This is a genomic window from Amycolatopsis sp. NPDC003731, from assembly GCF_053586895.1.
Window position 1 is genome coordinate 26,623 of record NZ_JBSFNC010000089.1, and the last position, 12,675, is coordinate 39,297.

Genomic DNA, 12,675 nt, shown 5'->3' on the forward strand with positions numbered 1-12,675 from the left:
CCGCGTGCCGTGACGTCCCACCGCGTGCCGGCAGCGCGCTTCCCGGCCGCTCGATCAGTCCGGCACGGCCGCGGCCGCCCGGTCCGCGAGCACCTTCAGGTGCGCCACCAGTTCCGGCGGTTCCTCGACGGTGAACCCGCACCCCAGCCCCAGCAGCCGGAACGCGAGCCAGTCCAACGTGTCCGAGTGGCTCCGCCACCGGCACCGGCCGTCGCCGAGATCGGTCAGCTCGCCCGCCGCCTGGCCGAGGCGGGGAGCGATCTGCGACGCCGGCTCCGCCAGCACAGCCACCGCCTGGTACGAGGGCGCCAGGTCGTAGAACCGCTCGAGCACGTACGCCGCCAGGTCCGTGGCGGGCGGCCGGCGCGGCACCACCCGGCCGCCGGTCGCCTGGGCGTCGCGGACGCGGTCGGCGCGGAACACGCGCCAGTCCGCCCGGTCGAGGTCGTACGCGACCAGGTACCAGCGGCGGCCCGCGGCCACCAGCCGGAGCGGCTCGGCCCGGCGGCGGGTCTCGGCGCCGTCGTGGGCGCGGTAGCGGAACCGGACCGTCTCGTGGTTGGTGATCGCGCCGGCGAACACGGTCAGCTGCGCCGGGTCGACCACCGGCCCGGTGGCGGGCACGGCGACCGTCGCCGTCCCGATCGTGCCCACCCGGCGGCGCAGCCGGGCCGGCAGGACCTGCTCCAGCTTGGCGAGCGCCCGCACGGACGCCTCCTCGATCCCGGAAACGGACTGTCCCGCGGCGGTCCGCAAGCCGACCGCGATCGCGACGGCTTCCTCGTCGTCCAGCACGAGCGGTGGCATCGCGGTGCCGGCGACCAGCCGGTACCCGCCCGCCACGCCTCGGCTGGCCTCGACCGGGTAACCCAGGTCGCGCAGCCGCTCGATGTCGCGGCGGATGGTGCGCGGGCTGACGCCCAACCGCTCGGCGAGTTCGCTGCCCGGCCACTCGCGAGGCGTCTGGAGCAGCGAAAGCAGGCCGAGCAACCGGGCCGGGGTGTCCGTCATGCGCCCAGCATCCCAAGGTGGCGGCCACCACTCCGGGTTTGTTTAGACTTGCAAGGGCGTGCATAATCATGCGTATGACGGTGAACATCGCGGTGGCCGGAGCCAGCGGGTACGCGGGTGGTGAGCTGCTGCGCCTGCTCCTGACCCATCCCGGGGTCGAGATCGGCGCGCTCACGGCCGCCAGGAGCGCGGGCACGAAGCTCGGCGTCCACCAGCCCCACCTCGTCCCCCTCGCCGACCGCGTCCTGGCCGAGACGACGCCGGAGACCCTCGCCGGCCACGACGTCGTCTTCCTCGCGCTGCCGCACGGGCACTCCGCGGCGATCGCGGCGCAGCTCGGCCCGGACGTCCTGGTCGTCGACCTCGGCGCCGATCACCGCCTGGCCGACGCCGGCGACTGGCAGCGCTGGTACGGCGGCGACCACGCCGGCCAGTGGCCGTACGGCCTGCCCGAGCTGCCCGGTGCCCGCGAAAAGCTCGCGGGCACCAAGCGCATCGCCGTGCCCGGCTGCTTCCCGACCGGCGGCTCGCTGGCCCTCGCGCCCGCGTTCGCCGCCGGGCTGATCGAGCCCGACGTCACGATCGTCGCGGTCACCGGGACCTCCGGCGCCGGGAAGAGCCTCAAGCCGAACCTGCTCGGCTCCGAGGTGATGGGCTCGGCGAGCGCGTACGGCGTCGGCGGCGCCCACCGCCACACCCCCGAGTTCGCCCAGAACCTCTCGGCCGTTGCGGGGGAGAAGGTCACCGTGTCCTTCACGCCGGTGCTCGCGCCGATGCCCCGCGGCATCCTCACCACGGCCACCGCCCCGCTGAAGGACGGCGTCGACGAGGCCGCCGCGCGCGCCGCGTACGAAAAGGCCTACGACGCCGAGCCGTTCGTCCAGCTGCTGCCCGCCGGCGCCTGGCCGGCGACGGCCTCGACGCTCGGCTCGAACAACACCCAGCTGCAGGTCACGGTCGACGCCGACGCGAAGCGCCTGGTCGTCGTCGCCGCGATCGACAACCTCACCAAGGGCACCGCCGGCGGTGCCGTCCAATCGATGAACCTGGCCCTCGGCCTCCCGGAGACCACCGGGCTTCCCACCGTAGGAGTCGCACCGTGACCGTCACCGGCCCCCAGGGCTTCCGCGCCGCCGGCGTCGCCGCCGGGATCAAGGCCTCCGGCGCGCTGGACCTCACCCTGGTCGTCAACGACGGCCCGCTCGACGTCGCGGCCGGCGTCTTCACCCGCAACGTCATCAAGGCCGCGCCGGTGCTGTGGTCGCAGGAGGTGCTCAAGCAGCAGCGGCTCAAGGCCGTCGTCCTCAACTCGGGCGGCGCCAACGCGGCCACCGGGCCCGGCGGCTTCCAGGACACCCACGCCACGGCCGAGAAGGTCGCCGAAGTCCTGCAGGCGGGCGCGATCGAGGTCGCCGTCTGCTCCACCGGCCTGATCGGCGAGCGGCTCCCGATGGACGCCGTCCTGTCCGGAGTGGACACCGCCGTCAAGGCCCTCGACGCGAGCCCCGAAGCGAGTCTCAACGCCGCCACGGGCGTGATGACCACCGACACCAAGCCGAAGCAAGCGTTTGCGAAGCACGACACCGGCTGGAGCGTCGGCGGCTTCGCCAAGGGGGCGGGCATGCTCGCCCCGAACCTCGCCACCATGCTCTCGGTGCTGACCACCGACGCCGTGGTGGACAAGGAAACCCTCGACCGGGCCCTGCGCGCGGCGACCCACGTGACCTTCGACAGGCTGGACGTCGACGGCGGCACGTCCACCAACGACACGGTGCTGGTCCTGGCCTCCGGCGCGAGTGGCGTCGAGCCCACCGAAGCCGAGCTCACCGAGCTGCTCACCGCGGTCAGCCACGACCTCGTGCTCCAGCTGCGCGCGGACTCCGAGGGCGCGACCAAGGACGTCGACGTCACCGTGCGCGGTGCGGCCACCGAGGCCGACGCGATCGCCGTCGCCCGCACGATCGCCGAGGACAACCTGGTCAAGACGGCGCTGTTCGGCTCCGACCCGAACTGGGGCCGGATCGCCATGGCGCTCGGCCGGGTGCCGGCCCGCATCGACCCGGAGGCGGTGTCGATCGCGATCAACGGCGTCACCCTGTTCGCCCAGGGCGTCCCCGCCGCCGACCGGTCGGAGGCGGACCTCACCGGCCGGGCCATCGAAATCGTCGTCGACCTCGGCGTCGGCACGAACACGGCGACCATCTACACCACGGATCTTTCGCACGGTTACGTCGAAGAGAACAGCGCGTACTCCTCATGAACCAGGAGGCTCTGATTTCCGCGGACGAACGACTCGCGACGGCGGCCGAAAAGGCCGGGGTGCTCATCGAAGCGCTGCCTTGGCTGCAGCGGTTCCACGGGGCCACCGTGGTGGTGAAGTACGGCGGCAACGCGATGATCGACGACCAGCTGAAGGCGGCCTTCGCCGAGGACATGGTGTTCCTCCGGCTGGCCGGCCTGCGCCCGGTCGTCGTGCACGGCGGCGGCCCGCAGATCACCGCGATGCTCAAGCGCCTCGGCGTCGAAGGCGAGTTCAAGGGCGGCCTGCGGGTCACCACGCCGGAGACGATGGACATCGTCCGGATGGTGCTCACCGGCCAGGTCAGCCGCGAGCTCGTCGGGCTGATCAACGCCCACGGGCCGTACGCGGTCGGCATCTCCGGCGAGGACGCGCGGCTGTTCACCGCCGAACGCAAACAGGCCACTGTGGACGGTGAGCAGGTCGACATCGGGCTGGTCGGCGAGGTCGCCGAGGTTAACCCGGACGCGGTGCTGGACATCGTCAACGCCGGGCGCATCCCGGTCGTCTCCACGGTCGCGCCGGACGTCGACGGCGTCGTGCACAACGTCAACGCCGACACGGCCGCCGGTGCATTGGCGGCCGCGCTGGGCGCCGAGAAGCTCGTGGTGCTCACCGATGTCGAAGGCCTGTACGCGAACTGGCCCGACCGATCGTCGCTGATCGACCGCATCCGCGTCGACCGCCTCGAGACCATGCTGCCCGGCCTGGCCAGCGGCATGATCCCGAAGATGGAGGCGTGCGTGCGCGCCATCCGCGGCGGCGTGCGCCGGGCGCACGTGATCGACGGCCGCCTCGCCCATTCGGTGCTGCTGGAGGTCTTCACCTCGCGCGGCATCGGCACCATGGTCTTCCCCGAAACGGAGCTCCCGTGACCGACCTCGAGTCCAATGTGGATGGCCAGGCGCACTGGCAGTCCGCCCTCATGGACAACTACGGCACACCCAAGCTGACGCTGGTGCGCGGCGAGGGCGCGAAGGTGTGGGACGCCGACGGCAAGGAGTACGTCGACCTGGTCGGCGGCATCGCCGTCAACGCGCTCGGCCACGCGCACCCGGCCGTCGTCGAAGCCGTCATCGAGCAGATCCAGCGGCTCGGCCACACGTCGAACCTCTACGTCAACCCGGTGGCCGTCGAGCTCGCCGAGGCGCTGCTCGACGTCGCCGGCCTCACCGGCCACGGCAAGGTGCTGTTCGTCAACTCCGGCGCCGAGGCCAACGAAGCCGCGCTGAAGATCAGCCGGCTGACCGGGCGCACCAAGGTGGTCGCCGCCGAAGGGGCGTTCCACGGCCGGACCATGGGTGCGCTGACGCTCACCGGCCAGCCCGCCAAGCGCGACGCTTTCAAGCCGCTGGTGCCCGGGGTCGAGCACGTGCCGTTCGGGGACGTCGAGGCGCTCAAGGCCGCCGTCGACACCGAAACCGCGGCCGTCTTCCTGGAGCCGGTGCTCGGCGAAGCGGGTGTCATCCCGGCGCCGGACGGCTACCTACAGGCCGCCCGCGAAATCACCAAGGCCACCGGCACGCTGCTGGTGCTCGACGAGGTGCAGACCGGCCTCGGCCGGCTCGGCACCTGGTTCGGCTACCAGCAGGCCGGCATCGTGCCGGACGTCATCACCCTGGCCAAGGGCCTCGGCGGCGGGCTGCCGCTGGGCGCGGTGATCGGCGTTGGCCCGGCGGGTGACCTGCTCAAGCCCGGCCAGCACGGCACCACCTTCGGCGGCAACCCGGTCTGCTGCGCGGCCGGCCTGGCCGTGCTGAAGACCATCGCCGCCGAGGGCCTCCTCGACCACGTCGCTTCGCTGGGCAAGGACATCGCGGCCGGTGTGGAGGCACTGGGACACCCGCTGGTCGCCGGGGTGCGCGGCGCCGGGCTGCTGCTCGGCATCGCCTTGAAGCAGCCCGTTTCGGCGGCGGTCGCCCAGGCCGCCCAGGACGCCGGCTACCTCGTCAACCCGGTCGCCCCGGACACCGTCCGGCTCGCACCTCCGCTCGTCCTCGACGGCGACCAGGCCGAGGGTTTCCTAGCCGCACTCCCGAACGCGCTCGACTCCACCACGAAGGACTCCGACTGATGCTGCGCCACTTCCTCCGCGACGACGACGTCAGTCCGGCCGAGCAGAAGGCCATCCTCGACCTCGCCGACGCGCTCAAGGCCGACCCGCTCGGCAACAAGACCCTCGCCGGCAAGTCGATCACGGCGATCTTCGAGAAGAACTCGACGCGGACCCGGTTCTCGTTCGAGGTCGGCATCAGCCAGCTCGGCGGCCACCCGGTGATCGTCGACGGCCGTTCGATGCAGCTCGGCCGCGAAGAGACCATCGAGGACACTTCGCGGGTCCTCTCGCGGTACGTCGACGGCATCGTGTGGCGCACCTTCGCGCAGAAGCGCATCGAGGCGATGGCTTCGGCCGCGTCGATCCCGGTCGTCAACGCGCTCACCGACGAGTTCCACCCGTGCCAGGTGCTCACCGACCTCATGACGATCCGCGAGCGCAAGGGCAAGCTCGAGGGCCTCACCCTCGTCTACCTCGGCGACGGCGCCAACAACATGGCGCACTCGCTGCTGCTGGGCGGGGTCACCGCCGGGATGCACGTCCGGGTCGTCTCGCCGGTCGGCTTCCAGCCCGACCAGGGCGTGATGCTGGACGCGAAGAAGCGCGCGAGCGAGACCGGCGGCACCGCCACCGTCTTCACCGACCCGTACGCGGCGGTCGACGGCGCGGACGTGCTCGTCACCGACACGTGGACGTCGATGGGACAGGAGAACGACGGCCTCGACCGCGTGGGCCCGTTCCGCGCCCTGCAGGTCAACACCGAGCTGCTGAAGAAGGCCGCGGAAGACGCGATCGTGCTGCACTGCCTGCCGGCGCACCGCGGCTGGGAGATCACCGACGAGGTGATCGACGGTCCGGCCAGCGCGGTCTGGGATGAGGCCGAGAACCGCCTGCACGCCCAGAAGGCGCTGCTCGTCTGGCTCATCGAAGAGAGCCGACGATGACCGGCAGCCGGGTGGGCCGGCAGGCGCGGATCACCGAGCTGGTGTCCACCATGACCATCCGCAGCCAGACCGAGCTGGCCAAACTGCTGGCCGCCGAAGGCATCGAGGTCACCCAGGCGACGCTGTCGCGCGACCTCGACGAACTGGGCGCGGTCAAGCTGCGCGGGCCGGACTCGGGCGCGCCGGTCTACGTCATCCCCGAGGACGGCAGCCCGGTCCGCGGGGTGCAGGGCGGGACGTCCCGGCTCTCGCGGCTGCTCGCGGAACTGATGGTCTCGGCGGACTCGTCCGGCAACCTGACCGTGCTGCGGACGCCACCCGGCGCGGCCCAATTCCTGGCCAGCGCGATCGACCGGGCGGCCCTGGAAGAGGTCGTCGGCTCGATCGCGGGCGACGACACGGTCGCCGTGATCGCGCGCGAGCCCCTGACGGGCAAGGACCTCGCCGACCGGTTCGCCGCCCTCGCCCAGCGATCGGCCGACGAAGGACCGCCGTGATCGCCGACATCTTCCCGGCCGAGGGGGAGTTCCTCGCGCCGGACGAGGTCGTCGTCACCTACGACGGCGGGGTGCCGGTGGCGATCGACGGCGAGACGGTCACCGTCGCCGAAGCGCGCCGGATGCTGAGTGCGCGCGGCGAGGCGCAGAGAATCGACCGGGGCGCCGCGTGCGCCGCGCTCGAACGGCGGGCCGGCCGCGGATGCGCCAGGCTGACCGGCACCGTTTCGGGCGAAGTCCGCCTGGTCCTGTACGACGGCCGGATCACCGTCGCCTGACATCGAACGACCACATCGAGGAGAAACGAGAACAGTGAGCGGGAACGAGCAGCCGGTGCAGCTGTGGGGTGGCCGGTTCGCCAGCGGTCCGGCGGAGGCCATGGCCGCGCTGAGCGCGTCGACGCACTTCGACTGGCGCCTGGCGCCCTACGACATCGCCGGGTCCCGCGCGCACGCTCGCGTGCTGCGCAAAGCGGGCCTGCTCACCGAAGACGAGCTGGCCGGGATGCTGGCCGCCCTGGACACGCTCGCCCAGGACGTCGCGTCGGGGGCGTTCACCCCGACGATCGCCGACGAGGACGTGCACACGGCCCTCGAACGCGGCCTGCTCGAGCGCGCGGGCGCCGAGCTCGGCGGCAAACTTCGCGCCGGCCGTTCGCGCAACGACCAGGTGGCCACGCTGTTCCGGATGTGGCTGCGCGACGCCGCGCGCCGGGTCGTCGCCGGTACCCTGGAGGTCATCGACGCGCTGGTGTCGCAGGCGAAGCGGCACCCGGACGCGATCCTCCCCGGCCGCACGCACCTGCAGCACGCCCAGCCGGTGCTGCTGGCCCACCACCTGATGGCCCACGGCCAGGCGCTGCTGCGCGACGTCTCGCGCCTGCAGGACTGGGACGCCCGCACGGCCGAGTCGCCCTACGGCTCGGGTGCGCTCGCCGGCTCGTCGCTGGGGCTCGACCCCGAGGCCGTCGCCGAGGAGCTCGGCTTCGCCACCAGCGTCGAGAACTCCATCGACGGCACCGCTTCGCGCGACTTCGTGGCCGAGTTCGCCTTCGCCGTCGCGATGCTCGCGGTGAACCTGTCGCGGATCGCCGAGGAGGTGATCATCTGGAACACCGCCGAGTTCGGCTACGTGACGCTCGACGACGCCTGGGCCACCGGCAGCTCGATCATGCCGCAGAAGAAGAACCCGGACGTCGCGGAGCTCACGCGCGGCAAGGCGGGCCGGCTGATCGGCAACCTCACCGGCCTGCTGGCCACCCTCAAGGCGCAGCCGCTGGCCTACAACCGCGATCTGCAGGAGGACAAGGAGCCGGTGTTCGACTCGGTCGAGCAGCTCGAGCTCCTGTTCCCGGCGATCGCCGGGATGCTCGAGACGCTCACCTTCCACACCGAGCGGCTCGCCGAGCTGGCCCCGGCCGGCTTCACCCTGGCCACGGACATCGCCGAGTGGCTGGTCCGTCAGGGCGTCCCGTTCCGCGTCGCGCACGAAGCGGCGGGCGAGAGCGTTCGCGTCGCCGAGGCCCGCGGCGTCGGCCTGGACGAGCTGACCGACGAGGAGTTCGAGAAGATCAACCCGGCGCTGACGCCGGCGGTGCGCGAAGTCCTCACCGTCGAAGGCTCGGTGAAGTCCCGCGACGCCCGGGGTGGCACGGCGCCGGTGCGCGTCGCCGAACAGCGCGCACGGTTGGAGGAGCGCGTCACCGCGGCGCGCCAGTGGCTCAGCTGAGGGTTTTGCGGAGCTTGGCCCGGACGGCCCGGGTGGCCACCGGGCCGAGCCCGTCCAGGACGTCGACGAGCACGGCCAGCCGCTCCAGCGCGGCGACGGCCTGCTCGGCGCCGTCGGGGTCGACCGTGTCGAACAGCGTCAGCCCGAGGAACCCGGTGGACACGGCGTGGGCCAGTCCGTCGGGGTCCGCGAGCTCGGCCAGCGGCGACCCGGCGAGCACGCGTTCGAGGGCCGTCCGGACTTCGGTGATCCACTTGTCCAGGCCCTCGCGGGTCGCTTCGGCGAGCCGCTCGCTGCCTTGCGCCCCGGCCAGGGTCTGGGCCAGGAGGGCCAGGTTGCCTTCCGCGCGCTCCGCGGTCCGGATCTCGCGGCCGAGCGCCAGCAGCTCGCCGACCGTGGCCACGGCGGCGAACCGGTCCCGGTAGAGGGCGACGCGGGCCTCCGTCGCGGAAAGGCACGCCTGCGCGACGAGCTCCTCGACGCTGCCGAAGTGGTAGAAGACCAGCGCCTGGTTCGCGCCCGCGGCACTGGCGACCGACCGGGCGGAGACGGCGGTGATGCCCTGCTGCCGGACGACTTCCAGCACGCCGTCCACGAGCCGCTGCTTCGTGTCCTGCGAACTGGAGTTCCGGCCGGTGCCCATCAGTCCATGACCTTCTCACGAAGCGGCTTCACCGCTCCGCTGACCCCGCCGCCGACGTCGACGTACCGCGCGCCGAAGCTGCCTTCGTAGCCGAACACCGGCCCGAAGCGGGGATGCACCACCGCCACTTCGATCCGGAACTGCCCGAGGGCGTCGTCGAACCACTCGTCGACCGTCGCGGTCCCGGTGAGCCCCCGCGACAGACGTGTCCGGACCGGCCCTTCCCGGAACCGGAACTCGCCGGAGCGGATCCGGAACCCGCCGTCCGGCCGCCGGCGCCGCCCCGGGAACTCGAAGGTCCGCACGAAGGACACCGTCTCGCGGCCGTGCCCGTCGACGTACGGGTGGTTCTCGATGGTGAAGGGCACGTTCCGGCCGCCTTCGGGGAACAGGATGTGCCGCGCCGACCCGAGCCACAGGAACGGCAGGGTGAAGGCGGGGCCGCGCCAGATGCGGTCCATCACGCCGTGGCCGATCATCCCGCGCCCGTCGGAGAGGGCGAGCCGTTCCCGCATCCGGGGGTGCAGGTTCGCGAAATCCGCGCCGAGCGTGCGTTCGAAGACGCCGGTCACGACGACGCCCCGGCGGTCACCCGGTCGCGGGGCCGGGTCCGGCCGCAGCGGGCGGCCGAGGGCGCGGTCAGGGGCTGGTCCTCCGGGGCCACGCCGGTCTCCAGCCAGAGCCGCAGCCGGTCGAACGACCACGCCGTCATCCAGCCGAACACCGGCCGGAACACCCGGTCGGCCAGCTGCCCGGAGCGGCCCCAGCGGGTGCCGTAGTCGAAGCCGGTGACAAACCGGACGCCGCCGGGGACCGGCGTGTAGCGCCAGAACCCCGCACCCGCGCTGATCAGCGACAGCGGGTCGGCGGAGGCGAACCGCAGCACCGACGTGCGCGAGCCGTCCGGCCAGTCCCGCTTCGCCGCGCTCACCCCGATGCCGGTGACGGTGACGCCCAGGAAGCGCGAGGTGTAGCGGAACTGGCCGTCGATCGGGGTGATGTCGCTGAAACGCAGGTCCCAGCGGCGGTGCAGGACCGGGTCCTGGGTGTGCTGCCACAGCGTGTCGAGGTCCGTGCGGATCACGGTCTCGACGTAGAGCGCCTTCGGTCGCATCTCCGGCTCCCCTCCGAGTTTGAGCGACTGCTCAAACCGACTGTAGAGAAGTTTGAGCGATCGCTCAAGGGTTAGGGTGGGCGCGCCAGGCAGCCGAGGAGAGGACCCCCGTTTGAGCGGCGACGCAGGCCGGTTGTTCACCCGTGACGAGCTCGCGCTGGACCCGGTCGACCTGGCCCACCTGCTGCTCGGCTCGGTCCTGGAGGCCGATGGCCCCGACGGCACCGTCGGCGTCCGGCTGGTCGAGGTCGAGGCCTACCGCGGCGAAGACGATCCGGCGTCCCACTGCTACCGCGGGCAGACCCCGCGCAACGCCGTCATGTGGGGCCCGGCGGGGCACCTGTACGTCTACTTCGTCTACGGGATGCACTTCTGCGCGAACATCGTCGGCTCGACCGACGGCGTGGCCGGCGCGGTGCTGCTGCGCGCGGGCGAGGTCGTCACCGGCCTCGACGTCGTCCGCAAGCGGCGGCCGAACGCGCGGGGGACCGGCGAGCTCGCCAAAGGCCCGGCGATCCTGACGTCGGTGCTGCGCATCGACCGCGACGAAAACGGCGTGGACCTGACCGATCCCGCGTCGCCGGTCCGGTTGTACGTGGGCGAGCGGGTGCCGGCCGAGCGGATCCGCAGCGGCCCGCGCGTCGGCGTCGCGATGGCGATGGACACGCCGTGGCGGTTCTGGGACGGCGCGTCCCCGGCCGTGTCCACCTACCGCCGCGGCGGGAAGCGCCGGGTCCGACCCGCCAGTTAGTCGGTTGACCTGGTGCGGGAGGATCTACAGGCGTGAGCGAACACATCCTCGACGAGCTGTCCTGGCGCGGCCTGATCGCGCAGTCCACCGACATCGACGCCCTCCGGCGCGAGCTCGACCAGGGTCCCGTGACGCTCTATTGCGGCTTCGACCCGACCGCACCCAGCCTGCACGCCGGCAACCTCGTCCCGCTGCTCATGCTCAAGCGCTTCCAGCGCGCGGGACACCGGCCGATCGTGCTGGCCGGCGGCGCGACCGGGATGATCGGCGACCCGCGCGACACCGGCGAGCGCACGCTGAACACCCTCGACGTCGTCGCCGAGTGGGCCGGGCGCATCCGCGGCCAGCTCGAGCGGTTCGTCGACTTCGACGACTCGCCGACCGGCGCGATCGTGGAGAACAACCTGAACTGGACCGGGCCGCAGACCGCCCTGGAGTTCCTGCGTGACGTCGGGAAGCACTTCTCGATCAACGTCATGCTCAACCGCGAGACGGTGAAGCGCCGGCTCGAGGGTGACGGCATGTCGTACACCGAGTTCAGCTACCTGCTCCTGCAGTCGCAGGACTACCAGCAGCTCTACCGGCGGTACGGCTGCAAGCTGCAGGTCGGCGGGTCGGACCAGTGGGGCAACCTCCTCGGCGGAGTCGACCTGATCCGCCGGACGGAGGGCGCGAGCGTGCACGCGCTGACCGCGCCGCTGGTGACCGACGCCGAGGGCCGCAAGTTCGGCAAGTCGACGGGTGGCGGGAACCTCTGGCTCGACCCGGAGATGACCTCGCCCTACGCCTGGTACCAGTACTTCGTCAATGTGGGTGACGCCGACGTCATCCGCTACCTGCGGATGTTCACCTTCCTCGGCCAGGAGGAGATCGCCGCGCTGGCGGAGGACACCGAACAGCGGCCCCACCTGCGGGCCGCGCAGAAGCGGCTGGCGGAGGAGTTCACCACGCTGGTCCACGGCGAAGAGCAGACCCGGCAGGTGATCAACGCCAGCCAGGCGCTGTTCGGCCGCGGCGAGCTCGGCGACCTGGACGAACGCACCCTCGACGCCGCGATGGCCGAGGTGCCGAACGGGAAGGTCGACCCGTCCGGGGACGCGACGATCGTCGACCTGCTGCTCGCCTCGGGCCTGGTCGACAGCAAGGGTGCCGCGCGCCGCACCCTCAAGGAGGGCGGCGCGTACGTGAACAACGTGAAGATCGCGGACGAGGAGTGGAAGCCGTCGCGCGAGGACGCCCTCCACGGCAAGTGGCTCGTGGTCCGCAAGGGCAAGCGGAACGTCGCCGGCGTCGCGCTCGGCGGCTGACCGACCTCCGGTGGCCCGAAACAGGCCTCTGACCTGCGGGAACGTGGTTAAGGGACCCCCCTGTTTCGGGCCCTCGGAGGGGGTGTAAAGTTCTCCAAGTCGCCAGGGAAACCGGGTGGCCACCGGGACACGAACCAAGCTCTCGCGGATCGCGATTGAGTGGGTGTCCCACCAAAAACTGCTAGGAATGACTCGCTTCGAGCGAGCCGCTTGATCGCGGCGGATTCGGGGTGTGTTGCTTGAGAACTCAACAGTGTGCTAGTGAACTAAGCCAGTAGAGCTTATATTTGAAACCCCCTCGTCGGGGTTTCCTTTGAGAGCATTA

14 protein-coding genes are annotated in these 12,675 nt (G+C 71.8%); 10 read left to right on the top strand and 4 right to left on the bottom strand.

What is annotated here, in order from left to right; all coding sequences use genetic code 11:
* Nucleotides 1–54: 54 nt before the first annotated feature.
* Nucleotides 55–1,011, bottom strand: coding sequence for a helix-turn-helix transcriptional regulator (locus tag ACWDN5_RS30240; RefSeq protein WP_449678677.1), 957 nt, complete (start codon nucleotides 1,009–1,011; stop codon nucleotides 55–57).
* 74 nt (nucleotides 1,012–1,085) lie between these two features.
* On the opposite strand from ACWDN5_RS30240, the gene argC reads away from it, so the two are divergent.
* From argC to argH, 8 genes are read left to right on the top strand one after another with little or no spacing between them, the layout of a single operon-like run.
* The gene (gene argC, locus ACWDN5_RS30245) at nucleotides 1,086–2,114 is read left to right on the top strand and encodes an N-acetyl-gamma-glutamyl-phosphate reductase (protein ID WP_449678678.1); all 1,029 of its coding nucleotides are present in this window, start codon (nucleotides 1,086–1,088) and stop codon (nucleotides 2,112–2,114) included.
* Nucleotides 2,111–3,271 carry a bifunctional glutamate N-acetyltransferase/amino-acid acetyltransferase ArgJ gene (argJ, locus tag ACWDN5_RS30250; protein WP_449678679.1) on the top strand — a complete coding sequence of 387 codons (1,161 nt, stop codon included), beginning with the start codon at nucleotides 2,111–2,113 and terminating at the stop codon, nucleotides 3,269–3,271. Before argC ends, argJ begins: the two co-directional genes overlap by 4 nt.
* The gene (gene argB / locus ACWDN5_RS30255) at nucleotides 3,268–4,185 is read left to right on the top strand and encodes an acetylglutamate kinase (protein WP_086852561.1); all 918 of its coding nucleotides are present in this window, start codon (nucleotides 3,268–3,270) and stop codon (nucleotides 4,183–4,185) included. The genes argJ and argB overlap by 4 nt, the downstream gene beginning before the upstream one ends.
* A complete protein-coding gene (locus tag ACWDN5_RS30260) occupies nucleotides 4,182–5,384 on the top strand; it encodes an acetylornithine transaminase (protein ID WP_449678680.1) in 1,203 nt (400 codons plus the stop codon). The genes argB and ACWDN5_RS30260 overlap by 4 nt, the downstream gene beginning before the upstream one ends.
* Nucleotides 5,384–6,310: an ornithine carbamoyltransferase gene (gene argF / locus ACWDN5_RS30265; protein ID WP_449678681.1), complete on the top strand. Its 927-nt coding sequence runs from the start codon at nucleotides 5,384–5,386 to the stop codon at nucleotides 6,308–6,310. The genes ACWDN5_RS30260 and argF overlap by 1 nt, the downstream gene beginning before the upstream one ends.
* The gene (locus ACWDN5_RS30270) at nucleotides 6,307–6,807 is read left to right on the top strand and encodes an arginine repressor (protein WP_310976556.1); all 501 of its coding nucleotides are present in this window, start codon (nucleotides 6,307–6,309) and stop codon (nucleotides 6,805–6,807) included. Before argF ends, ACWDN5_RS30270 begins: the two co-directional genes overlap by 4 nt.
* A complete protein-coding gene (locus ACWDN5_RS30275; RefSeq protein WP_310976554.1) occupies nucleotides 6,804–7,085 on the top strand; it encodes an argininosuccinate synthase in 282 nt (93 codons plus the stop codon). The genes ACWDN5_RS30270 and ACWDN5_RS30275 overlap by 4 nt, the downstream gene beginning before the upstream one ends.
* A 34-nt stretch (nucleotides 7,086–7,119) precedes the next feature.
* Nucleotides 7,120–8,535 (top strand): argininosuccinate lyase, encoded by a 1,416-nt coding sequence (argH, locus tag ACWDN5_RS30280; protein ID WP_449678682.1) that lies wholly within the window; start codon nucleotides 7,120–7,122, stop codon nucleotides 8,533–8,535.
* Here the strand turns inward: argH and ACWDN5_RS30285 are convergent.
* Genes ACWDN5_RS30285 through ACWDN5_RS30295 form a run of 3 tightly spaced genes read right to left on the bottom strand, consistent with a single transcriptional unit; the run spans nucleotide 8,528 to nucleotide 10,292 of the window.
* A complete protein-coding gene (locus tag ACWDN5_RS30285; protein WP_449678683.1) occupies nucleotides 8,528–9,178 on the bottom strand; it encodes a TetR/AcrR family transcriptional regulator in 651 nt (216 codons plus the stop codon). The two genes, argH and ACWDN5_RS30285, sit on opposite strands and share 8 nt — an antisense overlap.
* Nucleotides 9,178–9,750, bottom strand: coding sequence for a DUF4166 domain-containing protein (locus tag ACWDN5_RS30290; protein ID WP_449678684.1), 573 nt, complete (start codon nucleotides 9,748–9,750; stop codon nucleotides 9,178–9,180). The genes ACWDN5_RS30285 and ACWDN5_RS30290 overlap by 1 nt, the downstream gene beginning before the upstream one ends.
* Nucleotides 9,747–10,292 carry a hypothetical protein gene (locus ACWDN5_RS30295; RefSeq protein WP_310976548.1) on the bottom strand — a complete coding sequence of 182 codons (546 nt, stop codon included), beginning with the start codon at nucleotides 10,290–10,292 and terminating at the stop codon, nucleotides 9,747–9,749. The genes ACWDN5_RS30290 and ACWDN5_RS30295 overlap by 4 nt, the downstream gene beginning before the upstream one ends.
* Nucleotides 10,293–10,404: 112 nt before the next feature.
* Here ACWDN5_RS30295 and ACWDN5_RS30300 point away from each other — a divergent pair, with 112 nt between their 5' ends.
* Nucleotides 10,405–11,043, top strand: coding sequence for a DNA-3-methyladenine glycosylase (locus ACWDN5_RS30300; protein WP_449678685.1), 639 nt, complete (start codon nucleotides 10,405–10,407; stop codon nucleotides 11,041–11,043).
* A gap of 32 nt (nucleotides 11,044–11,075) precedes the next feature.
* Nucleotides 11,076–12,350, top strand: a complete 1,275-nt coding sequence (tyrS, locus tag ACWDN5_RS30305) for a tyrosine--tRNA ligase (RefSeq protein WP_449678686.1) — start codon at nucleotides 11,076–11,078, stop codon at nucleotides 12,348–12,350.
* The last annotated feature ends 325 nt before the right edge of the window (nucleotides 12,351–12,675 follow it).

Bases quoted from the DNA above. Each gene is read 5' to 3' on its own strand.
- ACWDN5_RS30240 (WP_449678677.1), bottom strand. From the start codon at position 1,011: ATGACGGACACCCCGGCCCGGTTGCTCGGCCTGCTTTCGCTGCTCCAG.
- argC (WP_449678678.1), top strand. From the start codon at position 1,086: ATGACGGTGAACATCGCGGTGGCCGGAGCCAGCGGGTACGCGGGTGGT.
- argB (WP_086852561.1), top strand. From the start codon at position 3,268: ATGAACCAGGAGGCTCTGATTTCCGCGGACGAACGACTCGCGACGGCG.
- argF (WP_449678681.1), top strand. From the start codon at position 5,384: ATGCTGCGCCACTTCCTCCGCGACGACGACGTCAGTCCGGCCGAGCAG.
- ACWDN5_RS30270 (WP_310976556.1), top strand. From the start codon at position 6,307: ATGACCGGCAGCCGGGTGGGCCGGCAGGCGCGGATCACCGAGCTGGTG.
- ACWDN5_RS30285 (WP_449678683.1), bottom strand. From the start codon at position 9,178: ATGGGCACCGGCCGGAACTCCAGTTCGCAGGACACGAAGCAGCGGCTC.
- ACWDN5_RS30295 (WP_310976548.1), bottom strand. From the start codon at position 10,292: ATGCGACCGAAGGCGCTCTACGTCGAGACCGTGATCCGCACGGACCTC.